The 26,766-nt window shown below is 60.7% G+C and carries 20 protein-coding genes; 12 read left to right on the top strand and 8 right to left on the bottom strand.

Features of this window, described 5'->3' with window-relative positions; genetic code table 11:
- The first annotated feature begins 5 nt into the window (after nucleotides 1-5).
- Entirely contained in the window at nucleotides 6-11,354 is an 11,349-nt protein-coding gene (locus P6U24_RS24570) for a calcium-binding protein (RefSeq protein ID WP_407155060.1), read from the top strand.
- Nucleotides 11,355-11,838: 484 nt separating this feature from the next.
- Here the strand turns inward: P6U24_RS24570 and P6U24_RS24565 are convergent, their stop codons facing one another.
- The 5 genes from P6U24_RS24565 to P6U24_RS24545 all read right to left on the bottom strand — a co-directional run bounded on the left by P6U24_RS24565 (nucleotide 11,839) and on the right by P6U24_RS24545 (nucleotide 15,035).
- Entirely contained in the window at nucleotides 11,839-12,201 is a 363-nt protein-coding gene (locus P6U24_RS24565; protein WP_407155059.1) for a hypothetical protein, read from the bottom strand.
- A gap of 545 nt (nucleotides 12,202-12,746) precedes the next feature.
- Nucleotides 12,747-13,223 (bottom strand): DUF992 domain-containing protein, encoded by a 477-nt coding sequence (locus P6U24_RS24560; protein ID WP_407155058.1) that lies wholly within the window; start codon nucleotides 13,221-13,223, stop codon nucleotides 12,747-12,749.
- Entirely contained in the window at nucleotides 13,223-14,362 is a 1,140-nt protein-coding gene (locus P6U24_RS24555; protein ID WP_407155057.1) for an AI-2E family transporter, read from the bottom strand. Before P6U24_RS24555 ends, P6U24_RS24560 begins: the two co-directional genes overlap by 1 nt.
- A gap of 50 nt (nucleotides 14,363-14,412) precedes the next feature.
- Entirely contained in the window at nucleotides 14,413-14,652 is a 240-nt protein-coding gene (locus P6U24_RS24550) for a hypothetical protein (RefSeq protein ID WP_407155056.1), read from the bottom strand.
- Nucleotides 14,653-14,840: 188 nt separating this feature from the next.
- Nucleotides 14,841-15,035: a DUF6894 family protein gene (locus tag P6U24_RS24545; protein ID WP_407155055.1), complete on the bottom strand. Its 195-nt coding sequence runs from the start codon at nucleotides 15,033-15,035 to the stop codon at nucleotides 14,841-14,843.
- Between the two features lie 242 nt (nucleotides 15,036-15,277).
- On the opposite strand from P6U24_RS24545, the gene P6U24_RS24540 reads away from it, so the two are divergent.
- On the top strand, nucleotides 15,278-15,988 hold the full coding sequence (locus P6U24_RS24540; RefSeq protein WP_407155054.1) for a Bax inhibitor-1/YccA family protein: 711 nt from the start codon (nucleotides 15,278-15,280) through the stop codon (nucleotides 15,986-15,988).
- A 113-nt stretch (nucleotides 15,989-16,101) separates the two neighbouring features.
- On the opposite strand, the gene P6U24_RS24535 is transcribed toward P6U24_RS24540, so the two are convergent.
- Complete coding sequence (locus P6U24_RS24535; RefSeq protein WP_407155053.1) at nucleotides 16,102-16,605, bottom strand: DUF1269 domain-containing protein; 504 nt, start codon at nucleotides 16,603-16,605, stop codon at nucleotides 16,102-16,104.
- Nucleotides 16,606-16,957: 352 nt separating this feature from the next.
- Here P6U24_RS24535 and P6U24_RS24530 point away from each other — a divergent pair, with 352 nt between their 5' ends.
- From P6U24_RS24530 to P6U24_RS24495, 8 genes are all read left to right on the top strand, one after another.
- The gene (locus P6U24_RS24530; RefSeq protein ID WP_407155052.1) at nucleotides 16,958-18,169 is read left to right on the top strand and encodes an ATP-binding protein; all 1,212 of its coding nucleotides are present in this window, start codon (nucleotides 16,958-16,960) and stop codon (nucleotides 18,167-18,169) included.
- Between the two features lie 66 nt (nucleotides 18,170-18,235).
- On the top strand, nucleotides 18,236-18,865 hold the full coding sequence (locus P6U24_RS24525) for a response regulator (protein ID WP_407155051.1): 630 nt from the start codon (nucleotides 18,236-18,238) through the stop codon (nucleotides 18,863-18,865).
- Nucleotides 18,866-19,041: 176 nt separating this feature from the next.
- Complete coding sequence (locus P6U24_RS24520) at nucleotides 19,042-19,677, top strand: response regulator (protein ID WP_407155050.1); 636 nt, start codon at nucleotides 19,042-19,044, stop codon at nucleotides 19,675-19,677.
- A 475-nt stretch (nucleotides 19,678-20,152) separates the two neighbouring features.
- Nucleotides 20,153-20,344: a preprotein translocase subunit SecE gene (gene secE, locus P6U24_RS24515; protein WP_407155049.1), complete on the top strand. Its 192-nt coding sequence runs from the start codon at nucleotides 20,153-20,155 to the stop codon at nucleotides 20,342-20,344.
- Nucleotides 20,344-20,898 (top strand): transcription termination/antitermination protein NusG, encoded by a 555-nt coding sequence (nusG, locus tag P6U24_RS24510; RefSeq protein WP_407155048.1) that lies wholly within the window; start codon nucleotides 20,344-20,346, stop codon nucleotides 20,896-20,898. The genes secE and nusG overlap by 1 nt, the downstream gene beginning before the upstream one ends.
- Before the next feature lie 128 nt (nucleotides 20,899-21,026).
- Entirely contained in the window at nucleotides 21,027-21,455 is a 429-nt protein-coding gene (gene rplK / locus P6U24_RS24505) for a 50S ribosomal protein L11 (RefSeq protein ID WP_407155047.1), read from the top strand.
- A 6-nt stretch (nucleotides 21,456-21,461) separates the two neighbouring features.
- Nucleotides 21,462-22,154: a 50S ribosomal protein L1 gene (gene rplA / locus P6U24_RS24500; protein WP_407155046.1), complete on the top strand. Its 693-nt coding sequence runs from the start codon at nucleotides 21,462-21,464 to the stop codon at nucleotides 22,152-22,154.
- Nucleotides 22,155-22,257: 103 nt separating this feature from the next.
- Nucleotides 22,258-23,208 carry a 2-hydroxyacid dehydrogenase gene (locus tag P6U24_RS24495; RefSeq protein WP_407155045.1) on the top strand — a complete coding sequence of 317 codons (951 nt, stop codon included), beginning with the start codon at nucleotides 22,258-22,260 and terminating at the stop codon, nucleotides 23,206-23,208.
- Here the strand turns inward: P6U24_RS24495 and P6U24_RS24490 are convergent.
- Both P6U24_RS24490 and P6U24_RS24485 read right to left on the bottom strand, forming a co-directional pair.
- Nucleotides 23,201-24,106, bottom strand: coding sequence for a sigma-70 family RNA polymerase sigma factor (locus tag P6U24_RS24490; protein WP_407155044.1), 906 nt, complete (start codon nucleotides 24,104-24,106; stop codon nucleotides 23,201-23,203). The two genes, P6U24_RS24495 and P6U24_RS24490, sit on opposite strands and share 8 nt — an antisense overlap.
- Nucleotides 24,084-24,629 carry a hypothetical protein gene (locus P6U24_RS24485; RefSeq protein ID WP_407155043.1) on the bottom strand — a complete coding sequence of 182 codons (546 nt, stop codon included), beginning with the start codon at nucleotides 24,627-24,629 and terminating at the stop codon, nucleotides 24,084-24,086. The genes P6U24_RS24490 and P6U24_RS24485 overlap by 23 nt, the downstream gene beginning before the upstream one ends.
- A 713-nt stretch (nucleotides 24,630-25,342) precedes the next feature.
- Between P6U24_RS24485 and rplJ the strand changes: the two genes are divergently transcribed.
- Nucleotides 25,343-25,861, top strand: coding sequence for a 50S ribosomal protein L10 (gene rplJ, locus P6U24_RS24480; protein ID WP_407160568.1), 519 nt, complete (start codon nucleotides 25,343-25,345; stop codon nucleotides 25,859-25,861).
- Nucleotides 25,862-25,923: 62 nt separating this feature from the next.
- On the top strand, nucleotides 25,924-26,304 hold the full coding sequence (gene rplL, locus P6U24_RS24475) for a 50S ribosomal protein L7/L12 (protein WP_407155042.1): 381 nt from the start codon (nucleotides 25,924-25,926) through the stop codon (nucleotides 26,302-26,304).
- Nucleotides 26,305-26,766: the final 462 nt, after the last annotated feature.

Below are 26,766 nucleotides of genomic sequence, written 5' to 3'. Positions count from 1 at the left end.
ATAGGATGAGCACGCTGCCGATAGATATCGAAAACGCTATTTTTAGCGCGCTGGATAACTTAAAAACGGCCGCCGAAAGCCGTGACAAGCACCTCGCTATCGCCACGATCCAAGCGATGGCTGGCGTTTTTGATACCGGAATCTCGGTGACAGGTCTTGTTGCGCAGCTCGGTGGGTATGTCGCAGGTGGTGGCACGGTTGCGGCGCTAACGCCGCATTTGGAGAGATTGAACGGTATTGGTCTGGCAGCTGATTTCGGAGTTTCTCTGATCGGGATTGGCGTGGCATACGTGCAATGGTCGGCGAATCCAACTTTCGAAAACCAGCATTCGTTGCAGAAGGCCATTGGTAAGTTGATATTTCAAACCCTTGTGGCCGGGCTCTTCCTTGCGCTCGGAGGTATTGGGCCCGCTGCATTAGCTTTCGGAATTGTTGGTCAGCTTGCGGACCCAGAGAGCCTACAAAATTTTCTGGACGTACTGAGCCAAGTTTTTGATCGGGCTGTAAAGAATCCTCTGCTTAAGCTCTTCCATGATCCAATTGTGTTCGATCTTAATGGGGACGGCGTTCAACTTTCAAGTCTGGCAGCGTCAGGCGTGCATTTTGACTACGCGGGAGATGGGTTTGCGGAGCGTACAGGTTGGGTGGCCGGTGATGACGGGATGCTGGCCATTGATGCGAACGGCAATGGTAAGATTGACAATGGCCTAGAGCTCTTTGGATCGTCGTCAGAGGATGGTTTTGCGGTTCTCGAAACCTTCGACAGCAATGGTGACGGGAAGATTGATGCTCAGGACGCTGGCTTCAATAAATTGCTGATCTGGCGAGATCTGAACCAAAATGGTATCTCCGATCCAGGAGAGCTTCAAACGCTTGCGTCAACTGGCATAACCTCTATTTCGCTGGATCGGCGGAAGTTATCTGGGACGAATGCAGATAACGGGCTGGGATATCAAGCATCTTTCGTCCGTGCTGATGGGACGACGGGCGTAGCGCAGACTATCTATTTCCAAGCGGACCCCGAGCATTCGATATCTGATAACACGCCAAATTTCACTGCTTCGGACGATGTATTGGCGTTGCCTCAACTCCCCGGATCGGGATTGATCTATAGCATTGCTTATAAAGCACAGAACGATGGGCAATTCGCCGCTGATTGGGCGGCTCTCGCCGACAGCGCTCCTAGTGAGAGCCCTGCTGCTCTACGTGAAGCATTCGAGGCGATGTTGTTTAGATGGGCTGGAGTCGACGGCGTCGATCCTGGCAGTCGGGGAGCATATGTTGATGCGAGGCATCTTGCCTTTGTTGAGAAGTTCTTCGGAGACACATATCGCGAAGTGCAGTTTGGACAGGAAATTAGAACATTCCCAAGCAACCAAGATTTTGGCAACACGGTCGAGAGTACATTTGAGCAAATTGTCTCCATCTATGAGACTTACTTTCTATCTCAGGTCAGCTTCAGTAGTGTTTTGCGCGGTGTGAGCGACAGTGAGGCCGCTCTAAATAATCCGTACTTCTTCTACAGCCTTTTGGATTTTGGTAAACACTCGCCGGGAGATCAGCTTCCAGCGACCCCCGGCAACATCGGGATGGTGGTGGACCTTATGACGGACCTTGGTCCGTCTTCGCCGGGTGATGAAACATCTTACCTCATCAAGTCCCTCAGCGGGTTGAATGGTATCATTGATATTTCATTTGCTGGTGATCGCGCTTCGTACGTGACAGTGGTAGAGCCCCATCTTGCTTCAATCGTTGATGAAGTGACCCGCGTAATTGCGACCGACATTGTCCAAGGTGCAGCCTTTTTCGGTTCCACCCGTGCAGAAGGGATCAATGGTACCGCTGCCCAAGATGTCTTCATCGGTGGAGGTGGTGGTGACGTCCTTAGCGGTGGAGGTGGTAGCGACATCTACGTCTACAACAAGCAGGATGGTGACCTCTGGATCAAGGACGATGGTGCCGCAAGCGACACCGATCGGCTGGTGCTGACTGATGTCAATGCCTTGGATGTCACTTTCGACCGCATCGGCGATGACCTGCTGATGCGGATCGCGAGCACCGGCAAGACGATCGCTGTCGAAAGGTTCTTTACGGATCAGGGCGTGGATGTCATCCGTTTCGCCGATGGGGCCGAGTGGGATCGGGCGCGGATTAAGAGTGCGAGCGTCTACCGCGGCGATGGGCATAACAACGCGATCTACGATTCGAACTCGGATGACGTGATCCACGGCGGGACGGGCGACGATTACATCCACATCGGCGGGGGCAACGACACGATCCTGTATGGTAAGGGCGACGGCTACGACGTCGTCGACGACGGATCGGGCGCGCGGGCCGAAAAAGACAAGCTTGTTCTGACGGACCTTAATCCCGCTGACGTGGTCGTTTCGCGCGTCGGCGCCCATCTCGTCGTCACGGTGAAATCGACCGGGGAGTACATCGATTTTGATAATTTCTTCCCTGATCGGACAGGGGATTGGGCGACATCGGGCCGGAGTATCGACACGATCCAGTTCGCCGACGGCACCACATGGAATCGCGATCAGATCCAGCAGAACGCCTGGGTGCGCGGCACGGATCGGGCCGATGGCCTCGGGGGCTCGGAGCTCAACGACACGATCGAGGGTGGCAAGGGTGACGATGTCCTGCAGGGCTATGGCGGCAGCGACACCTACGTCTGGAGGAAAGGGGATGGCAACGACGAGATCTCGGATACGTCATCGACGCTCGACCATCTGGCGGTCCCTGATGTGGACACGCTGTGGCTCAAGGACGTCTCGGCCAATGAGGTCTCCTATTCTTATCAGGGCACGACGCTTCTGATCACGATCAAGTCGACCGGGGAGATCATCAGGGTCGACGACTTCTTCAAGGGTGTGAGTAGCCTGCTCACCGGGGAGGGCGCCTACGGGTTTGGCATCGACCAGATCAAGTTCCAGGATGGCTCGATTATTAACCGGCAGCAGATCACCTACAATGCTGGTGTCGATTATCTCGGATGGGTTCCCACGGTTTCGGCGTATGTCGTCCAGGGATTGATCCAGTGGGAGGTGTTCGTCGATGAGTTCGGTCACTCCGGCAACATCGTCGGCCATTTCGTCGATGGCATCGACGACATCTGGAATGCATCGAGTTTTGGAGGCTACGGCGGAATTCTCGGCACGCCAGACGCCCTGCAGCCGAACCCCTTCCACGGCGGCGGCAACAATATCTTGAACGGCAATATTGGCAACGACATCCTTGCCGGCGGAGATGGCGGAGACATCATCGGCGGTGGTAACGGCGACGACATTCTGTACGGCGACTATGTCGATCCGAATGCGCCCGGCGGCAACGACGTCATCGACGGTGGCGCGGGTGACGACGTCATCTATGGCGGTGCCGGTATGGATCTCATCAGCGGAGGCGAGGGCAACGACTACCTCGCCGGAGGTGACGGCAAGGACTATATTGATGGTTATACAGGCGACGATACCTTTGTTGGCGGCAGGGGCGACGACATCCTGATCAGCAACGACGTCTTCACCTCAGGCAACGACACCTACATCTATTCCCGGGGCGACGGCAACGATACGATCTATGAGTCGGCGACCAGCGATGCGGCGCATGAGACCGATATCCTGGTTCTAACCGATCTTTCGTCAAGCGATGTGGAGCTGTCGCGCTCGGGAGATGATCTGCTGGTCCGCATCAAGAGCACGGATGAGATCATCACGATCGTCGGTCAGTTCACGTATCCGTTCGGTTCGAGCTTCGACGTGGCGGGCGCCGGGATCGAATCGATCAGGTTCACCGACGCGCAATGGGATCGCGTCCAGATCCAACAAGCGGCCTGGTATCGCGGTACGGACGGTCGAGACATCATCAGCGGGGCAGGCACGGCGGCTCAACTCGACTCCACGTTCGATGGCGGCAAGGGCAACGACATCATCTACGGTGGGCGCGGCAGCGATACGTTCGTGTACGCGCGCGGCGATGGAAACGATACCATCACTGATGGGACGGGCAACGGCACCAGCGCCACTGCCGTCGATACGCTGAAGTTTACCGACCTCAATGCGGCTGACGTGGAACTGGGCCGCTCTGGCAACGATCTACTGGTGAAGGTGCGTGCAACCGGTGAGATCGTGACGGTGGCCTCGCAATTTGCGGGCAGCTTGACCGGGTCGGACGTGGGTCTCGAACGGATTCTCTTCGCTGACGGTACAGAGCTGAACCGGCTTCAGATTCAGCAGCAGGCCTGGTTCCGAGGCACCGATGGCAACGATATCATTTCGCTCAGCGGGATGGATGACACCGTCGAAGGCGGCAAGGGGAACGACGTTATTTACTCCGGCTATCAAGGCGGCAGCGGCAACGACACATTCATCTATGCAAAGGGTGACGGCAACGACGTCATCCAGGAGGAGAGCTGGGCAAGCCGTGCTCCGACCGAGATCGACACGCTAAAGTTCAAGGACATTGACAGCTCGGATATCGCGCTTCGGCGTTCCGGTAATGATCTGCTGGTCACGATCCTGTCGACCAACGAGACGATCACGGTACTGGCGCAGTTCAACGACAGCGCCAGCGCGCCCGGCAACGGCCTCGAATATATCGAATTCGCCAATGGCGATCAGTGGGGACGCGAAACAATCAGGAGCATTGTTGACAGCAACTCGCCGTTTATTGTCGGCGGCAATGGCAATGACCACCTGGTTGGATCTGCCGTCAACCAGAACATTTATGGTGAAGCGGGCGACGACACGATCGACGGCCAAGGCGGCAGTGACCTGCTCTATGGCGGACTCGGCAACGATACGTTGGTCTTGAGCGTCAGCAACGCTGGTGACCTCGTCACAATCGACGGCGGTGTCGGCGTTGACACGCTCGATCTGTCGGACTTCGGCGCTGCCGCGTGGGTCGATCTCGTCACCAATGGTGCGGAAGTCAGGACCACCGATCAGAGCAGCCTAGCCACCGGAACCTTGCGGGACATGGCCAATGTAGCCAATGTCGAGAACATTACCGGGACGGCCTTCTCTGATCAATTGGCAGGCGACGCTGGCAACAATGTCATTATTGGAGGCGCCGGAGACGACGTGCTGGACGGACGCTCGGGGGACGACCAACTCCTGGGCGGCGCCGGCAATGATGTCATCACCGGCAGCATGGGAGCCGACGTTCTCGACGGCGGTGATGGCGCGGATACTCTTAATGGCGGCCTTGGCTCCGATATCCTGATCGGCGGGGCCGGAGACGATGTCCTCACCGGCGGTACCGAAGGCGATGTGTTCGTCGTTGGCCTGGGCAGCGGCGCCGACACCATCACGGACTTCACGGCTGGGAGCAGCGCGGATCACGACGTCGTCCGCTTCGATCGTGCGCTGTTCCCGGGCTACGCCGCAGTACTCGCTTCGTCGCAGCAAGTCGGCAGCGATTTCGTCATCCCGCTAGGAGACGGCAATAGCGTCACGCTCAAGAACGTCAATCTCGCTGATCTGACCGCCGCCGATTTCGAGTTTCGCCGTCTGGATAACAAAGCTCCAACAGCGATTTCGGTATCCGGTGGGACCGTCACTGAGAACGCGGCCGCCGGGACCGTGGTCGCCACGCTTGCGGCGATCGATGCGGGCGACACCGGTGTGCACACCTTTACTCTCGCGAATGACAGCTTGTTTGAGCTCGTCGGCAACGAGATTCGGGTCAAAGATGGCGCCGTCATCGATTTCGAGCAGGCCGCCCAGCATCAGCTGACCGTCACGGCCACTGATGATGATGGCCTATCGGTAACGTCGGTTATCACCATTGCTGTTGCAGATCAGGTTGAGTTGATGGCGGGTACCGCGGGCGCCGACGTGCTCAACGGCGGGGCAGGTGCCGACATCCTGGTCGGCGGTGCGGGCGATGACCGGCTCGTCGGCGGCGGCGGCTCGGACGAATACCGCTATCAATTGGGAGATGGCAGTGATCGTATCGTCGAGATTGGCGGCGCGGCAGATACCGACAAATTGGTATTCGGCGCGGGGATCGATCCCGCCAGCATTGCCGTCGGACGATCGTCACTGACGACCGACGATATGGTGTTGCTGCTTTCCAACGGAAACACCATCGCGCTGCAAGGACAGCTGTCGCCGACAGCAGGATCCGGCGTCGAGCAGGTGGTATTTGCCGACGGCACGGTTTGGAGCCGCGCCGATGTGCTGGCACGGCTCAGCCCCGGCCTGATAATCGGCAGTCCAGGGGTAGCAACGCTCGCAGGCGGTGGTGGCAATGACGTTCTGGTGGCCGGAGCCGGCGACACCGCGCTGTCTGGCTACGGTGGCAGCGACGTTTATCGTGTCGGAGCCGATTTCGGCAACGACGTGATCACAGAAGGCAGTGAGGACGGCACGGACCGCATTGAGTTCGTCGGGATGACCAGGAACGACGTTCTATTTTCCCGTGAGGGGCAAGATCTTGTCATCCGTAATCGGGCGACCGGCAATACGATCAAGGTAATGAACCAGTTCGGCGCAACCTCTGCAGGCATCGAGGAGATAGCGTTTGCCGACGGTCAGATCTGGAACAGAAACCAGATCACGGCCAATGCCCCTGTGCGCAGCACGTCCGCGGACGGGACCGTCACCGGCACTCCGGGAGATGACGTGCTCGAACCCGGCCCTGGGAATCAGCTGATCCAAGGTGGCGGGGGCAGCGACACCATTGTCTACGCTCTGGGTGATGGAAGCGACACCATCAATGATGGCGCGAATTCGCCGAGCCAGATCGACGTCCTCAAATTCGTCGATCTCAACGCCTCGGACTTCACCTTCGCCCGCCAGGGGAATGATCTCACAATCAAGGTCTTGCGATCGGGCGACATCATCACGGTCAAGCAGCAATTTGGGGCTGCCACCGACTATTGGGGTCTCGAACAGATCCAATTTGCGGATGGCACTCTGTGGGACATAGAAGCTATCGCCGAGTCGACGTGGACCAAAGGTACCAGCGGCGACGACACGATCAACGGCACGTCTGGCAATGACGTCATTGCCGGTATGGGCGGCAACGACACGCTGAATGGCGGCCCAGGTGATGATACCTACGTGTATCGTCGCGGCGATGGCAACGACACCATCATCGAGGGCACCGCCGGGAATTTCAGCACATTTGATACGCTACGGCTCAAGGGCATCGCTCCGTCCGCGATCAGCTTCGTCCGCAATGGTAACGACGTCACGCTCGTTATCGCCGAGAGCGCACCTGGCGCCGGCGACGGCGGCTCGATCCTGATCAAGGCGACGCTGGACAATTTCTTCAGCTCGGGTGTCGAGCAGTTTGTGCTTGATGATGGCACGCTATGGACCCAGGACGACCTTCGCGTGAAGGTGCTGGCGCAATATTCAACGCCAGGCAACGACATCATCAATGGCTACAACACCAATGACGTCATAACCGGCGGTCGTGGCGATGACGTGATGTCCGGCGGGGTGGGCGACGATACCTACATCTACAATCGGGGCGATGGTAACGATACTATCATCGAGGGCACGTCGGGTAACAACACGACTTTCGACACGCTGCGGCTGCATGGCATCGATCCGAGGGACATCAGCTTCTTGCGTAACGGCAACGATATGACGCTGGTCATCGCCGAGAGTGCGCCGGGCGCAGGGGACGGCGGCTCGATTCTTATCAAGCAGACTCTGGAGGACTTTTTCAGCCAGGGTGTCGAGCAAATCGTCTTCGACAATGGTACGGTCTGGACGCAAGCCGATCTGCGTGCGTTTACTTTGCAGCAGGCGACGGCGTCCGGCGCAAGCTCGATCTACGGCTTCAATGGCGCTGACACGATCGCGGCCGGTACGGGGAACCGCTATCTGAACGGCGGCGGCAGCTCGGATACCTACATCTATACGTCGGCGGGCGGCAACGACGTCATCGAGGACCCGACCAGCGGCAATGTCCTTCTCATGCAGGATATTGCGTCGACGGCGGTGTCGCTCAGCCGGCCGGGCAGTGGAGCCGACCTGATCATTCAGAACTCGTTGACCGGCAAGACGGTCACGGTCAAAGGCCAGTTTAGCAGCGGCACGTTGTCGACGATCACCTTCGGTGACGGCGTCAGCTGGAGTCAGGCGCAGATCCTCGACGTTCTCGCCGGAAGCGACGATTCCAGCGCCTATTTGTTCAACGCCGGTACAGGCCAGGTGACGGTCACGAACACCGTCACCACGATCAAGATGGGTGCCGGCATCGCCTCATCCGATCTCTACTTCCAGGCCAACGGCAACGGTGATCTCGTAATCAAGTTCAAGTCCGGCAATGACGTCATCACAGTTCCAGGCGACCTCGTGAAGCAGGCCTGGGGGGTTTCGAGCTCCGTCATCCGCATCAAGTTCAGCGATGGGACCGTTCTTGCACTCGGCCAGCCGGCAGCCGGGCAGGGTACGCCACTGACCTTCACTTGGCTCGGCAACACTACGAACTATACGATTACCGGCACCACCTTCGGCAACAATGTCTATGAGGTGACCACTGGCGGAAAAGTGAATTTTGCCGATGCCAGCGGCGCGGGCGGCATCAATATCGTCAAGTTCGACAAGGGCGCCCAGTTGGTCAATGTCCAAGCCAACAATTACGCCGGCCGGCTCGATTTGGGCCCGCAGATCTCAGCGAAGGATGTCTACTGGCAGACCAATCAGTATGGCGACCTGATCCTGAAGATCCGGGGCGACGATGCCGACAGCATCAACGTCTGGGGCGACATGCAACTCGCCAACGGCGTCGTGACCAGCGCGATCAAAACCGTGAATTTTAGCGACGGCACCGTGCTCGACATGAGCCACGGGCCGCAGACCTTCACCTGGCTGGGCAACACCGCGAACTACACGATCACCGGCACCAATCTCGGAACCAACGTCTATGAAGCGACGATCGGCGGAAAGGTGAATTTTGCAGACTCGGCTGCAGCGGGCGGCATCAATATCGTCAAGTTCGATAAAGGTGCCCAACTGGTCAATGTCCAAGCCAACAATTACGCCGGCCGGCTCGATCTCGGGCCACAAATCTCAGCGAAGGATGTCTACTGGCAGACCAACCAGTATGGCGATCTGATCCTGAAGATCCGGAGCGACGATGCCGACAGCATCAATGTCTGGGGCGACATGCAACTCGCCAACGGCGTCGTGACCAGCGCGATCAAAACCGTGAACTTTAGCGACGGCACCGTGCTCGACATGAGCCACGGGCCGCAGACCTTCACCTGGCTGGGCAACACCGCGAACTACACGATCACCGGCACCAATCTCGGAACCAACGTCTATGAAGCGACGATTGGCGGAAAGATAAACTTTGCAAACTCGGCTGCAGCGGGCGGCATCAATATCGTCAAGTTTGATAAAGGTGCCCAACTGGTCAATGTCCAAGCCAACAATTACGCCGGCCGGCTCGATCTCGGGCCACAAATCTCAGCGAAGGATGTCTACTGGCAGACCAACCAGTATGGCGATCTGATCCTGAAGATCCGGAGCGACGATGCCGACAGCATCAATGTCTGGGGCGATATGCAACTCGCCAACGGCGTCGTGACCAGCGCGATCAAGACAGTGAACTTTAGCGACGGTACCGTCCTCGACATGAGTCATGGTCCGGCTAATTTCACATGGATCGGCAGCACTCCGAACTTCAACCTGACCGGAACGACTCTCGGAACCAATGTGTATGAGGTGTCAACCAGCGGCACGCTCAATTTCGCCAATGCCAGCGCGGCAGGCGGGACGAACATTGTCAAATATGACCGCGGCGATCAGAACCTGGTGATCTGGACTAATAAGAACAGCGGCACCATCGAGCTCGGGGCCGGTATTACCGAAGCGGATGTATACTGGCAGGAGTATCAAGATCGAGATCTGATCCTGAAGATCCGGGGCGACGATGTCGACAGCATAGCCGCCTACCAGAACTGGCAAGTCATCAATGGCAACATCGTTAGCAACATTGGTGCGGTGAAATTTAGCGATGGGACGGTTCTGGACCTTAGTCACGGGCCCTCAAATTTCACTTGGTTTGGCAATGCCGTGAACTTCAACATAACCGGCAGCACGCTAGGCACCAATGTCTACGATATTTCAACGAGCGGAACGATCACCTTCGGCAAGAATGCCGCGACTGGCGGGACGAACATTGTCAAGTATGACCGCGGCGATCAGAACCTGGTGATCTGGACCAACAATAGCAACGGAATCATCGATCTCGGCCCGCAAGTGTCTGCTTCTGACATCTACTGGCAGGAATTTCAGGATCGCGATCTGATCTTGAAGGTTAGGAATGACGCCAACGATAGCATCAGCGCCTACCAAAACTGGACGGTCGTGAATGGTAGCACGGTGAGCCTTATCACCGCCGTCAGATTTGCCGATGGGACTGTTCTTGATCTCAGCCAAGGCCAATTGGCCTTCACGTGGATGGGGGCTGCCGCCAATTACAATCTCGTTGGAAGCAACCGTGCCGCGAATGTGTTCGAGGTAACGCAGGGTAATGGTTCGATCACTTTCGGAAATGCGAGTGGCGGAGGCAGCGGGAAAAACACGATCAAGTTTGCAAAAGGAGCAGGGATTGCCGATGTCTACCTGAACGGTGGTACGGGCACGATCGCGTTTGGCGCGGGTATAACTGCTGATGATATTTACCTTCAATCAAACGACAGCAATGGCGATCTGATCATCAAGCTCAGAGATGATGCGGCTGACGCTATAACGGTCCACAGTGATCTTGTGAATAATAGCTGGGGAGTCTCCAGCGGAGTGACACAGCTGCAGTTTGCAAATGGGAGCTCGGTCGACCTGGGCCAGCCCGCCGTGGGTCAAGGCTCTCCCCTTACGTTTACATGGACAGGAACGTCCGGAGCCACGATTACTGGCAGCGCCTATGGCGCCAACGTGTTCGAAATGGGCCCCGGAACTGAGAGCTTTACGGGTGGAAACACAAGCAAAGGCGGAAACGGCTATAACACCTATGTCGCTTCCGTTAGCACCGGCCATGCGATTATCAACCCGAATGAAGCCGCTGGCTCAAGCAATGAGCTCGACTTCATCGGCGATATTACGGATCAGAACCTGTGGTTTGTCCAATCCGGCAACAATCTGCAGGTTGACCTTTTAGGAACCAATACTAGCGTGACCGTGAATGGATGGTTTTCGAGCAGCGCCAATCAGCTCCAGGAGATCACTGCCGGCGACCTCAAGATCGACAGCCAGATCTCACAACTTGTCCAGGCAATGGCAACTTATTCGGCAAACCACGCCGGATTTGACCCGACCAACTCAAGCGTCCAGGTGGCACCGAACGATCCTGCTTTGCAGAACGCAATTGCTACTGCCTGGCACGCCTAAAGCTGGCTGAATGTGGGCGTAAAGCCGTCCGCAAGGCATCAGAAAGCGCGCTCACGTATCATGGGCGCGCTTTCTTGTAGGCAGCCGCAGAGTGGTGCAGGGCCGATCTGGCCAACCTATAATTTGATAAAGCTGCAATAGGGATCTCCTGTACGGCGTGCGATAGGACGAACGTCGGTGCTGCTGCGCAGCCAATCGTTTTCGCGGTAGGCTGCCGGCCCGCAGACATCTGGCATTTCGGAAATGAGTGCGGCAATCAACGTCCTCCCTGCACAGAGGGCTTGTTCCGGTGAACAAAACCGGTGTACATTCGGCTGCCGGTTGGGTCAAAAACCCTTGTATTTTCAGGCTTTTCGAGTCTAGGCAGCAGAGTTCGAGCCTCTCCACTCCTGCCAGCTAATCCAACGGCTTAGCAGTCTGTTCCGGCGGATGGCGCGCTGCGCCAAATGGCGGCGAGCCCTTTCGGGTTCACCGCCGATGTCTCTTACCAGCACACGTTCACGGGCACGAGGCGCCAGCCCCAGCCGGTCCAGACGCGGCGCCATCGCGTGCAGCTATCCCAGCCGGCATAACCCCAGCTTGGCGCGCCCCATCCCCAACCCCACCCCGGTCCCCAGGCGGCCGCGCTGGCGAGGCCCAGTCCCACGCCAAGGCCGATCGCAGGTCCGCGCCAGCCCCAGCCGCCTCCACGCCAGCCGCCGCCCCAGCCGCCACCTCGCCAGCCGCCGCCTCCGACAAAGCCGCGGCTGAACCCCCCGCCATGAAAGCCGCGCTGTGCGGACGCAACGCTTGGCGCCAGCGCAAGCACAGCGACAACACCGAGCGTGAGAACCGTCTTTCTGACCATGAAGACCTCCTTGGATTGAGCAAGAAAAGATTCACCGGCGCGAGCAAATCGCACCGAGTCCGGATGCATCGCGTGCTGCTATCGCCAGACCCAGCCGCAGCGACGACGACCGCGATGCCACCGGCAAACCCAGCGCCGTCGTCGCGGCGGCCGCCAACGCGGAGGGCCGCCCCAACCAGGACCACCAGGACGCGGACCGGGCCCGGGACCCCACTGGACTTCGGTCGTGTCGGGGTGCGCGTCGCCTCGGCCTAGAGTGGCAGCGACCGGCATCGCTTCCGCGGGCCCGAGCAGCTGAACGCCGATGGTGCCGACTGCTGCGGCGACGAGAGCATTCTGTGCAAGGCCAAGGAACGCGCGGCGGCTAGGAGAGCTCATGTGTGGTCCCCTTTGTTGACCAGTCGTGATGCTACGGAGTCATCACGTTCGAACCGCCTATCTAGTTGCGCTCGCACGCGGCCAACATCCGACGAAACCCTGAGCGTCAGGACGGGATATCCTCCGGCCTGCGCGAGCGCGAGGTCGCGGGATCGCACGCGGGCGCGTCATCTGCGTCCGCGCGCGTCCAGCGTCAGGCTGGCTACGCCGGCCGCGACGCTCACGCCGATCGATAGCTCGACCGATAGCGGCTGCAGCATGATCGCCCGGCGCGAACCGCCGATCAGGGCATTGACGCCGAGGCCCGGTCCCAGCGAGAGCTTCCCGCTGGCGCCCACATAGCGTCCGCGCAAGCTGCTGGGCCTGATGTGCGAATTCCGGGCGAGGACGATCCACGACAATGAGCTCACGCTGGTGACGCCGAGGTCGAGACCCAGTCGCCTGAGCCGCCCCGTGTAGACGTAGCGCCCCGGCGGATGTCTCGCGTGAAACACGCAGCGAAGCGACTGCGTCGATCCAACCACCAGCCCGACGCGCGGCGTGCCGATACAGATGAGTCTGCCGACCCTGAACCTCTCGGCGTGCGCCGGTCCAGCGGCACATATCAAGACGGTCGCGGCGGCGAGCAGCAGCGTGACGCGCATCAGGCCTCCCTCCGACTCTTGCCCTCGGCAGAGGTCGCTTGCCCAAGAGTGTCCCCAAGGTAATCCTCGACATAGAACCTGATGATCGCAACCCGGCCGATGGCCACGAGCGGCATGGCGAGCGCGATGCCCATGACGCCGAACAGCGCGCCGAAGATGACGATCGCGACCAGGACCCAGGCCGGCGGCGTCTCCACCGCCTGGCGCTGGATCAGCGGGCCGATCACATAGCCCTCGATCGACTGTATGACGGTGTAGACGAGGATCGCCCAGACAAGCAGCGAGACCCCCAAGGGCATCGCGACAAGTGCGATCGGGATCGCGGCGACGATCGGACCGAGATAAGGGATGAAGTTCGACAGCCCCGCCTGAAGTCCAAGCACGAAAGGACCGGGCAGCCCGATGAGGTAAAGCGCCAGCCATACGCACAGCGTCATCAGGGCGATGCGGATGAGCTGCCCGACGAACCAGAACCGCAGCACGTTGCCCATCTCGTCCATCACCGCTCGCATGCGCGGCCGATAGGATTGCTTGGCCAACATCACCAGGCTTTCGCGGTAGCTGGTCGGATCGAATGCAAACAGGATCCCAAGAAACACGACGACGAGCGCACCGGTCAGAATGGTCGATGCGCCACCGAGGACGAACTGGGCATGGCGAAGAAAGCGGCCCTGATCCGACACCAGCCACTGCGCGAAGTCGCGGCCCCATTCCGGGCCGAGCAGGTCGACACCGTATGTCAGAAGATGCTTCTGCAGGATGTCGAGCTGGGTATCCATCACCTTCAGAAGCAGACGCGTCTGTTCTGGCAGCTTGGCTGCGCCCCAGCCAATGCCCAATGCCGTTGCCGCAGCGACCAGCAGCAGCACGAGCGTCAACCGCAGGGTCCGATTGAGGGGGAGGACCGGCCTCAGTGCCCTTGCCGCAGCATCCAGAAAGGCTGCAAACAGCACGCCCGCGAAGACGATCAGCAGGCTGAAGACCGTCTGCCACATGATGAAGAGCGCGACACAGATCGCGAGCAGGGTCAGCCCGGTCGCGAGCACGCTGCGCCTGCCGTCAGGCGCGGTCGGTTCGATGGCTTGGTCGGGAAACGCGATCTCGCCAAGCCGCTCCTGCGCTAATCTGGTTTCGCTCATCGATCGGCCAATTCGAACGCGCGGAATTGAACCGGTGCCGCGCTCGGCTCCTACGTCCGAACGCGGCGGCTGCCAAAGTGCGGATGCTTCCCACCCCGATGACGCCAGTAGCGATGCTTGGTCGGATTCATGTTGGTGTTCGGTGTCGCACCGCTCAGCGCAGAACCGCCGGCGTCCTTCGGCGCGGATACCGCCTTGTCGCCTGATTGGGCCAGAGACACGGCCGCCGGTACGATCACTGCCGCCGATCCTCCGAGAAGGAGGAAGCCGCAGAGGCTCGAGATGTTCATGTCTGACTCCAGGCGGTCAGCGTGACAACAACGCGACTTCAGCTCGGGACGTCAGGCCAAGTCGCGGGGAACCACGATAAGAGCCGGCTTCCGGATCGCAAATCAGGGATTCTCTGTAGAACTCTGGGGCGGGAAATCGAGCTTGCGGTTCCGGCCAGCCTCCGCCCACGAGGCCGCGCAGGCGTTGACTACGGCTGGGAATCGGTTCGTGGACGGCCGCCCGCGACGAGCACGAAGCTCTGCCGGCAGAATTCACCGCCCTTGGCGAGCTCGGCGGCGATGCGCCTGGCATGGACCACGGCTGCCTCCCGGCTGGCATGCTCGCAGCCGGTTAAGTCGGGAGAGAGACCGTATCTGTCGATGATGTGGAAGAAGTAGCGCATGTGACAGATTTATGTCGGGCCGTTGCCGGGCTCCAGTGACAAACGTGGCAGGTGGCATCAGCAAAAGGTATGAGGCGTGCCGCGCCTCAGGAACGGCCTTGCCGGGCGCACGATCACACCTGCCGCGTGATGGCGGGAAGGCTGGGTAGTTGGCCGTGCCGCCCTCAGGTGATCATCCGATGTCTCAGGCAAGCCTGAAAGAGTAGCGTCGCCCGCATCGAGAGGAGAAGCGGAGGCGCGCGATGTCAAATTATGACCACAACCTGGCAGTCTCCGAGGCCGAAGCTGCTGCGCTCGCGATCGACGGCGAGCGCCGCAGCTATATGGTGCGCATCTACAATTACATGGCTGCGGGAGTCGGCCTGACCGCTGCAGTCGCGTGGATCACCTATCAGCTCACCGGTCCGGAACTGCTGAAGAATCCCGTAATGTGGGTCTTCGTGCTTGCGCCCCTGGTCCTGGTCTTCGTGATCAGCGCGCGCATCAATACGCTGTCGGTCACAACGGCGCGGTTGCTGTTCTTTATCTATGCAGCCCTGGTCGGAGTGTCGCTCTCGACCCTGTTTCACATCTACACAAATTCCTCGATCACCCGCGTGTTTTTCATCACCGCCGCGATGTTCGGTGCGCTCAGCCTGTTCGGCCAGACGACGAGGCGAGACCTTTCGGGAATGGGGACCTTCCTGTTCATGGGACTGATCGGCATCATCATCGCGATGCTGGTCAATCTCTTCCTGAGGTCGACCGGGCTGGACTGGCTGATCTCGGTGATCGGCGTCGGTGTGTTTGCCGGCCTGACCGCCTACGACAATCAGCGGATCAAGGCGATGTATGACAGCAGGGATGACGAAGTCACCAAGGGGCGCAAGTCAGTGATCGCAGCCCTGTCGCTCTACCTCAACTTCATCAACCTGTTCCTGATGCTGTTGCGACTCGCCGGGTCCCGCCGCTAGCACGAGCTGGAACGCGGTTCCGGTAACCACAAGCCCAACGATCGAGGCCGGTTCGGCCTGGATCGTCGGGCGTGGTGCCCATTTCAACTCAACCTGGATGCGTGATCCGGCGTCTAGGCCGCCGGCTTTGCTGCGGCGGTCGAGAGCGCATCGCGCAGCGCCTTTTCTTTGGCGTCATCCAGCGACGTCTTCAAGACGACCCCGCCTGCGTCCTGGATTTCACGGAGCACCTTGTCCGCCGTCATGTTCTTGATCAGCAGGAACAGGACGGCATCGCCTGGCTGGATGCTCGCAGCCAGTTGCTTCATGAAAGCGTCGTCGATCCCGAAATCGGTCAGTGCGCCGCCAAGCGCACCCGAAGCGGCGCCGATCGCGACGCCCACAATGGGATTGAGGAACAGCACGCCGATCAAAAGACCCCAGAAACTTCCCGACATTGCACCCAGCGCGGTGGTATTAACCAGCTGATTCAGCTTGATATTGCCTGAATCCGTCTTCACCGCGATGACGGCGTCGTTCACGGTGATGAGATATTCCTTCTGTAGCCTGAGGAGGCGCTGGCGCACCTCTTCCGCTTTGGCTTCGGATGGATACACGATCGCGACGAGATCGGACATGCAGACCTCCTGCTTGATGAGTTTCTCCCGGCATCTTGATGGATTTCTTCCGGCATAGAGTGCCCCGGGCTACGCGGATCGGCTAGAGTTAGCCGTGGCCATGGGAGGGCGACATCCCGAAAAACCCTTGGCGTCGGCGAGGAATGTTCCCATCGGTCAGCAAACGTCCGGGGACGGGCAGACACGCGAGTTCCTATTGCGTATTGATGCGCCCGATAGCACAATCCTACCTAAACGTGTATATTTTTGAATGTACATCTGGTGGGGGCGCTGGCCGGATCCCGGGGAGGAGGAGACCGGAATAACAAACAGCCTCTCGATGGCGAGAGGCGATCGCGTATGAGTGCGTATCATGAAGCAGGATGGCGCTTCCGCCTACGGTTCTCATCGAACCTACGCCGAGGGATGGAAACGTGTTCGCTCTCCTCATGCGAGCGATCGGCAATATTGGAACGTCACGTCTGATTTTCTCTTTGTGATGCGCCCTTCGACCGGAGGGCGCTTTGTTTATGTGGACGTCAACCCTGCATTCGAATCTCTCGTCGGGCTCTCGTCGAGCGATATCTGCGAGATGACTGTTCGCGACTGCATGGGAGCGCGGGATACGCGGTCCATCCAGGATGCACTCGAGGCGTGTCTCTCCAGACGCCGCGAGGTCCGGATCCGGCACCGGCTCTCGCTCGGGGGATACCCGCGAATTGTCGAGACCATCGTCGCTCCCATTTACGGCGCTGTCACCGGCACGATTGTGAGTTTGGTCGGCAGCCACAGGTTTCTGGACGAGACATCGTCGCCAAAGCTGGAGCGGATGTGGGGCAGTGGCGCGAACGTGAGTGCCGCGCTGCTATCCATTCAGGAGGACATGCAGCAGCGCATCGCCTCTGATCTTCACGACTCGACGTGCCAGCATTTGATCGCCGCGAGTCTTGGAATCATGCGACTTCGGAACGGCCTACGCGACCCGACCGGCGCCGAGCGGCTTTGCAGTGAGATCGATGTCTCGATCGATCAGGCGCTCAAGGAAATTCGAGGCTACGCCTATCTGTTGCACCCGCAAGATCTGACGGTTGCGGGATTGAAGGCAACCATCGAGAAATATGCCGAAGAGTTCGCTGAGCGCACGTCCATCAAGACAAGTGCAAGCATCGCCGCTGAGATCAATCGGTTGCCTTGCGAAACGCAACGCTCGCTGCTGCGGGTCGTCCAGGAGGCGCTCGCGAACGTTTTCCGTCACGCCAAAGCGACGGAGGTCCGGATCGCGATCGAGACGATCGACGATCGGTTTCAACTGACCGTCAGCGACAATGGCCGCGGCCTGCCATCCGTTCGGGCGCTTGGCGGCGGGGTGACGGAGATGCCTGGCGTCGGAATTCCGGCAATGAGAGCCAGGCTGCAGAAGATGGGAGGCAGCCTCGAGATCCGATCCGGATCGGCAACGCGACGGCCTGGTACCACACTGTCTGCGGTATTTCCGCGTGCGTCCGCGAAAGCGGCATCGACCAACGGCCGCCGTCATCCTCATCATCCGCGCAAACGGGTTGTGAACAAGAAGGCTCAATGCTGATCATACAATCGAACTATCTCTCCGAACCGGTTGACGTGTGTGTGATGCGAGTGGGAGTCTCCGGCCATGAAACGCTTTCTTATCGCCGACGATCACGAAGCGGTACGGTGCGGGCTGCGAGCGGTTCTGGAACTACGCGACGACTGGGAGGTCGTTGCCGAGGCGAACGATGGCAGCAATGCTCTTGCCGCGGCCGTTGTGAACCAGCCCGACGTGGCCATCGTGGACTTCTCGTTGCCGCGCATGACGGGAGTGGAGGTTGCCCGACGGATCAGGGAACATCACCTGCCGACCGAAGTGATGATCTTCACCGTGCACAACTCCAGCCTGCTGGCGCAGCATGCGTTCGAGGCCGGTGCCCGGGCATTTGTGCTGAAATCGGACGCGAACCGGCTCTTGTTGACGGCGATCGAGGCGCTTCTGAAACACAAGCCGTTCTGCACCGACAGCTGTTCGGCCCGGTTCAGCGAGATGTCGATGGGTGAGAGGGGAAGGCAACACAAGCTGTCGCCGCGCGAGCAATTGGTGGTCAAGTTGATCGCGGATGGCTACAGTAACAAGGGCATCAGCGCCATTCTGAACCTCAGCGTGAAGACGGCCGAAGCACATCGGGCGGCCGCGATGCGCAAGCTGGACATCCATTCGACGGCAGATCTGGTTCGTTATGCCGTGCGCGCCGGCCTGCTGCAAGCGTGAGGACGCTTGATGTTCTGTCGTGAAGGCGAAAGACGAGCTGATGTCGGTACATTTCCGGCAAAATCCAAGGGTTTTGCGGGATAACCGCCGGACAGCCAGTCAGTATTGTACCCAGTCTGCAATCGTATCGCTGTCGACTGCTTGATCAGCATTGTGCCGGCTACAGGAACGTCGCCGTGAAGCGGATCTTGATCGCGGATGATCATGAAGTTGTACGTTCCGGACTTCGCGCCATCATCGAAGCGCGCTCCAACTGGGCTGTGGCTGGAGAAGCCTGCGATGGGGAGCAGGCGATCACGCTGGCGTTGGACACGAGGCCGGATGTCATCATCGCCGACTACTCCATGCCGGTTGTGAGCGGGCTCGAGGTCAGCCGCCGCGTCAAGGTGCTTCAGCTCCGTTCCGAGGTCCTGATACTGACCATGCACGAAAGTGACGAGCTTCTGACCGAAGCGCTGCTGGCAGGGGTGCGCGGCTTCCTGCTCAAATCCGACGCCAAGCGGCACCTCATCTCTGCAATCGAGGCTCTGCTCGAAGGGCGGCCTTATTTCACCAGCGTCGTGTTGGAGAAATTGCTGGTCAACTATCAGCTCAACAAACAGAACAGGTCCGGCATGCTTCTCACCGCGCGGGAGCAGAACGTGGTTCAGCTGATTGCAGAGGGGCACACCAACAAGGTCATCAGTTCAATGCTGAACCTCAGCGTCAAGACGGTCGAAACCCATCGGGCATCGGCGATGCGCAAACTCGGCATGTCCTCCACGGCTGAACTGGTGCGCTACGCGATCCGCAAGAGGCTGGTGTCTCCCTGAAGTCCGAACCGTTCGTCGAGGCGGACATCAAAGTCACCGCGCGCTCCCATGTGACGGAAGCCAAGCAGGCGGGCCGGCCATGGCGCGGGTTCAGCCGATCGGCTTTTCGAACCGGGGCTCGGCATCCGCTCCTGTCCGGGACGGGGCGACAGCCAGGCGGCGGTTCCCAGATGCCTTCGGCCCCGGGGGCCAAGCTTGGCAGGTGCCGGCGGGGCGGTCCCTGCGCATTTGGCGGCGGGCCGGGCAGGGGCATCCAGGCGGTCATCCGGCCCCCCGACCTTGACCTTTGCCCGCTCGGGAAGTAGATATCCCCGCAACCTGCTGCCGGCCCGTCCAGACGACGGATATCCGGCGCGGCTTTAAACTCCCGAATAATCGAGCCCGCTTGCCGGCTCATCTCTCGAGACGAGGGTTGGGCGAAGAGCGGCTGTTCGGCTTCCTTGAACATCTTACGACGGACGCGGACTAATCGACGATGGCTACCAGCCCGTTCAAATTCCTGCAGGAAGTGCGCTCGGAGACCGCCAAGGTCACCTGGCCGACCCGTCGTGAGACGACGATCACCACGATCATGGTGTTCGTCATGGTGGCGCTGGCCTCGATCTTCTTTTTCGCTTCTGACCAAATCATTCGCTACGTCATCACCTTGGTATTGGGCATCCACTGATGGCAATGGGAACGCAGACCGCCGACAAGCGCTGGTATATCGTCCACGCCTATTCGAATTTCGAGAAGAAGGTCGCCGAGTCGATCCGCGAGCAGGCCAAGCAGCGCGGGCTTGAGGAACTGTTCGAGCAGGTGCTGGTGCCGATCGAGAATGTCACGGAAGTGCGCCGCGGCCGCAAGATCAATGCCGAGCGCAAGTTCTTCCCCGGCTATGTGCTGGTGAAGATGAAGCTGACGGACGAGGCCTTCCACCTTATCAAGAATACGCCGAAGGTCACCGGCTTCCTGGGCGCGGAAAACAAGCCGATGCCGATCTCGGAAGGCGAGGCGATGCGCATCCTCAACCAGATGCAGGAAGGCGTCGAGCGGCCAAAATCGTCGATCTCCTTCGAGATCGGCGAGAACGTGCGCGTGGCCGACGGCCCGTTCGCCTCGTTCTCCGGCGTGGTCGAGGAAGTCGACGAGGGACGTTCGCGCGTCAAGGTGGCGGTGTCGATCTTCGGCCGGGCCACCCCGGTGGAATTGGAATTCGGTCAGGTCGAGAAAATCGTCTGATCGCGTTATGCAACGTTTGCGCGTTGCATAGAGAGGGGCGTGGGAGGAGGGGCGCGGTCGCCAGCCGCGCTGGTCCGGACCACGAAACCTGAACCGCCGGCGACGAGCCGGCACAACAGGAGTGAGCAATGGCAAAGAAAGTTACCGGATACCTGAAATTGCAGGTGCCGGCCGGTGCGGCGAACCCGTCGCCCCCGATCGGCCCCGCGCTCGGTCAGCGCGGCCTCAACATCATGGAGTTCTGCAAGGCGTTCAACGCCCAGACCCAGAAGGAAGAGAAGAACACCCCGATCCCGGTGATCATCACGATCTATGCGGACCGGTCCTTCACCTTCGAGATGAAGACCCCGCCGATGTCCTACTTCTTGAAGCAGGCCGCCAAGATCCAGTCCGGCTCCAAGGCGCCGGGCCGCGACAAGGCGGGCAAGGTGACGAAAGCGCAGGTGCGCGAGATCGCCGAGAAGAAGATGAAGGACTTGAATTGCGATTCCGTCGAAGCGGCCATGAAGATGGTCGAGGGCTCGGCCCGCTCGATGGGCCTGGAAGTTGCGGGGTAAGGCATCATGGCTATCGGAAAACGTCTGACGAAGGCCCGCGAGGGGATTGATCGCACCAAGCTCTATCCGCTTCCCGAGGCGATCAAGATGATCAAGGAGCGGGCCAAGTCGAAATTCGACGAGACCATCGAGGTCTCGATCAATCTCGGTGTCGACCCGCGCCATGCCGACCAGATGGTCCGCGGCGTCGTGATGCTGCCGAACGGCACCGGCCGCACCTTGCGCGTCGGCGTGTTCGCGCGCGGGGCCAAGGCCGACGAGGCCAAGGCCGCCGGTGCGGACGTGGTCGGCGCGGAAGACCTGGTCGAAAAGGTGCAGAACGGCAACATCGACTTCGACCGCTGCATCGCCACTCCCGACATGATGCCGCTGGTCGGCCGTCTCGGTAAGGTGCTCGGCCCGCGCGGCATGATGCCGAACCCGAAGATCGGCACCGTGACCATGGACGTCGCCGGCGCCGTGAAGGGCGCCAAGGGCGGCTCGGTCGAGTTCCGGGTCGAGAAGGCCGGCATCGTGCAGGCCGGCGTCGGCAAGGCCTCGTTCACCGAGGAGAAGCTGGTCGAGAACATCAAGGCGCTGGCGGATGCGGTCGTGAAGGCCAAGCCGGCAGGTGCCAAGGGCACCTATGTGCAGCGTGTCGCGGTGTCCTCGACCATGGGCCCGGGCGTGAAGGTCGAGCCGGGCACCGTGCTGGCGTGATGCCGGTCCGGCAAATTTAGAAGAACGCGCCGAGCGGGACCGGGCAACTGGTCCCGCTCTTGCTTTTTGAGAGCGGGATCGAGAGCGCCGCGCGCGGGGTGTCATGCCTGACAAAGTCCTGGTCTATTCACGTTTCCCCAAAACCCTGCTGCAGCGGATCGGTGCGCATTTCGAGCTGCTCGATTCGGCAGGCAAGCCGGCGCATGAGGTATTTTCGCACCATGATCTCGCGCCCATCCGCGCCCTGCTCACCGCGGGCGGCACGCCGCTGCGGGAGGCGGACATGGACCGGCTGCCGCAGCTCGGCGCGATCGTCTGTTACGGCACCGGCTATGACGGGGTCGACCTTGAGGCCGCGGCGGCACGCGGCATCGCGGTCGGCCACAGCCCCGGCGCCAACGCCGCATCGGTCGCCGATGTCGCGATGACCCTGATGCTGGCGGCGACGCGGCGGCTCAACGTCGCCGACCATTACGTGCGCAGCGGCGACTGGGCCGCCGCCAAGCCGTCGCCGCTGATGAAGCCGCCGGTCGGCCTCAGCCGGCGCAAGGTCGGCATCTACGGCATGGGCGAGATCGGCCGCAAGATCGCCGCCCGCGTCGCAGCCTTCGAGGCCGAGGTCGGATATTTCAGCCGCACCCGCTATGACGATCTGCCGTACCAATATCTCCCCAGCCTGGATGCGCTCGCCGAATGGTGCAGCGTGCTGATGATCGCGGTCCGCGCCGGCGGGGAGACGCATCATGTGGTGAATGCGGATCTCTTGAAGAAGCTCGGCACGGATGGCTGCGTCGTCAACATCTCGCGCGGCTCCGTCATCGACGAGGCTGCGCTGCTCGCGGCGCTGAGGGACGGCACCATCGCCGGCGCCGGCCTCGACGTGTTCGAGACCGAGCCGCACGTGCCGGACGAGCTGACCAGCCTGCCGAACGTGGTGCTGACGCCGCATATCGGCGGCAACACACAGGAATCGCATGTCGCGATGCAGGCCTGCGTTCTTGCCAATCTCAGCGCGTTCTTCGCGGGCAGGCCGCTGCCTTACGCGGTCAGGTGAGGGGACGGCCGCCCTTCGAGCTGGCTGATGGTGCGTGGCGCAGCTTGTCCGGGTTGCGGACCAGATAGAGTGCGGCAATCCTTTCGCCGTCGATCGCCATGCTGAGGGTGTGGTCGAGCTCGCCGTCCAGATAGAGCAGCGCGCCGATGCTGCCATTGATCATGGTCGGCACGATGCGCAGATCATGACCGGCGTTCTTGCCGGCTACGCCGACGAAGAAGCGCGCGACCTTGTCGGCGCCGATGATCGGATTGAGTGCCGCGGTCTTGCGGCCGCCGCCGTCGGTGATCGCGATGGCGTCCTCACGCAGCAGGGCCGCGAGGCGGGATGCGTCGCCACTGGCAACGGCCTCGCCGAACGCTTCCAGCAGGCGGGCGTGGTTCTCCGCAGGTGCGGGCGGCGCGGCCCGCTGGTCGCGCACGCTGCGCCGACCGCGCGCGGCGAGTTGCCGGCAGGCCGCCTCCGAGCGATGCAGCATGGCGGCGATCTCGGAGAACGGCCGGTCGAAGACGTCATGCAGCAGAAAGGCCGCGCGCTCAAGCGGCGAGAGGCGGTCGAGCGCCAGCATCAGCGCAAAGGACAGATCGTCGGCCATCTCGGTGGCGGCGTCGGCCGACAGGGCTTCACTGTCGAACACCGGCTCCGGCAGCCACGGACCGACATAGATCTCCCGCTGCGCCCGTGCGCTTTTCAGCCGGTCGAGGCAAAGCCGGGTCACGATGGTGACCAGGAATGCCTCGGCATTCTGGACATCGTGTGCACCGAGGTAGCGCAGATAGGCGTCCTGCACCACGTCCTCCGCGTCGCTGCGGCTGCCCAGCATCCGATAGGCGAGGCCGAGCAGCCGCCGCCGATGTGGCGCGAGCGGGTCCTTCTCATGCGGCTTGCTTGACGACATCGATCGTATGTCCGTCCACGCTGACGCGCCGACATTCCCTGGCATAGCCGAGCGCCAGCTTCATCATCGGAAACAGGCGGCCCATCTGCAGCGCCATCGCCAAGTCGACCACGCCCTTGTCGCCCCAGCGCGTGCGAACCGCCTCGCGCCTGAGATCCTGATCGTCGGAACGGCGCACGATCGCGTCTGCGAAGCCAAATCCAAGCGCCGTCTCCGCGGTCATTGCCCGGACATCACGGCGGACGACGGCCTCGACCTGGTCCTTTGGCATGCCGGCCTCAAGGGCCATGTTGACGCACAGCTGGGCGCAGGGCCCGCAATCCTCGGCCATCGCGCCGGTGATCTTGGCGGCGAAGCTCGCCTCGATCGGGACCACCTCGCGATGCGACGAGGCGGCCATGAGACGGGCGAACTTGAAGAAGGCGCGGGGCGATTTCGTCAGCATACGGTCGAGATAGCTGACGTCATAACCGTAGTGCTTGCTCATGGCGTGAAGCTTGCGGCGGACGAAGAAGCTAAGCATGGTGTGGGTCTCCTTGGCTAGGCAAGGCCGCATAGACGGCGAGTGGTGCTGAGGTCATGCAACCAGTCGTCGTATTGTGCGCGCCTCCTGCGCGCTCAGACGAGCGGGCAAGGCCGCGTGTGACATCGCGGGTTCAAATTTCTCGGGCGGGTCCCGGAACTTTCTGCCGTCTGCTGGAACCGGCCCGAATTTTGCTCTTGGCAAGCCGCCGCTGACCCGTTAAAGAACCGCCTTCCGGGCGTGCCAGCTTGCTGGCGCGCCTGTGCGCGCATTCCGAAAGCCTGGAGGAGAGATCGTTCCTTTTGAGATGTCCGTTCAAGGATGGCTCGAAAGGAAAGAGGATCCTTCTGCTTCCGAAAATGTCGCAGGGGAGGTCGGTTCGCCGATCGCCCCGATCCTGTCCGAGACTGCAGGCGCCCGCGCGGAAATGCAAATTTCCTCTACGGCTTAATCGTATGGCCTGCATAGACGGGTGACGACCGGATTTTGGCATCCCGAAAAGGCATTAGCCGCATCGGATGCGGGTTTGGTTCGAACCTCGACACTCCGCCCCTGAAAAGGAACGCGGAAGGGCAGGCTATTCAAGTCATCGTCCTGCTCGTCCGTAACCCTTGGTCGTCGTGTCCAGAGGACGGGTTGGTGGGACGGTGGGTGCAACCCGGCGGTCCCGTCTGTTCTTTATGGCGAAGACCGCCTACCGGAGAGAGCTTGCTGTGGAACGAGCGGCAAAGAAAGAGGCGGTCGAACAACTGCACGAGGTCTTCAAGACCACGGGCGTTGCGATCGTCGCTCACTATTCCGGCCTCACCGTGGCCCAGATGCAGACTCTGCGCAAGCAGATGAAGCAGGCGGGCGCGTCGGTGAAGGTCTCGAAGAACCGTCTCGCCAAAATTGCTCTTGATGGCACGGACGTCGTCGGCATCGGCCCCCTGTTGAAGGGGCCGACCGTGATCGCAACTTCGAACGATCCAGTCGCGGCGCCCAAGGTTGCCATCGAATTCGCCAAGGCGAACGAGAAGTTCGTCATTCTCGGCGGCTCGATGGGTAAAACCGTCCTGAATGTCGACAGCGTCAAGGCGCTCGCCTCGCTGCCGTCGCTGGACGAACTGCGCGGCAAGCTCGTCGGCCTGATCCAGGCGCCGGCGACCAAGCTCGCCCAGCTCGCCAACGCACCCGCGGCCAAGGTCGCGCGCGTCATTCAGGCTCATGCCTCAAAGGGCGAAGCGGCCTGACGCCCTTCGCAATCCCTCGACAACCCCTGGTTTCGAACCAACGACTTTAAGGAAATAGATCAATGGCTGACCTGCAGAAAATCGTCGACGACCTCTCCAGCCTCACCGTTCTCGAGGCCGCCGAGCTCGCCAAGCTCCTGGAAGAGAAGTGGGGCGTGTCCGCCGCTGCCGCGGTGGCTGTCGCCGCTCCGGGCGCTGGTGGCGGCGCTGCCGCCGCTCCGGCGGAAGAGAAGACCGACTTCACCGTTGTCCTGGCTTCGGCCGGCGACAAGAAGATCGAGGTCATCAAGGAAGTCCGCGCCATCACCGGCCTCGGCCTGAAGGAGGCGAAGGACCTCGTCGAGGGCGCGCCGAAGCCGCTGAAGGAAGGCGTGAACAAGGAAGAGGCCGACAAGATCAAGGCCCAGCTCGAGAAGGCTGGCGCCAAGGTGGAATTGAAGTAAGCGCAGCTTGCTTCAATTCCATCCCCGGGCGAGCGCAGCGAGACCCGGGGATCTGGAAGACGTGGATGGCCGGGTCAGGCCCGGCCATGACGGGTGGAGAGGCGGCAACGCCCTCCATCCGTTTAGGAAGAAAGAGTTTGCAGCAATTCGGGCAGCGGAGCCCGTCCCATCGCTGCAAAAGACGTGCAACGGGAGGGCCCGCTGCGCGCTGGACACGAAAAAGTGTGGGGAGAGAGGGGCCTGCCCCTCGAATCTCGATTATTGTCAACCCATATTGGGTCGGCAGCACGAAAAGCCGGTGAGCGAGGGGAATGGCGTTTCCCGTCGCGGACCGTTGGGAGATAGGCAATTTCGGGCTTTTGCAGTCCGTGATGAGATGGTTCTGACGAGCGGGTGCGCCCTTGCGCTCCGCGCGTCGTTTTGCGTTTTGGAGGTCCGAAGAACGGATTTGGGACGTTTTCG

This window comes from Bradyrhizobium sp. STM 3557 (genome assembly GCF_045571465.1).
In the GTDB taxonomy this organism is placed as follows: domain Bacteria; phylum Pseudomonadota; class Alphaproteobacteria; order Rhizobiales; family Xanthobacteraceae; genus Bradyrhizobium.
Note: the sequence above shows the minus strand (reverse complement) of the source record. Positions and strands in the feature narration are given on the sequence as shown.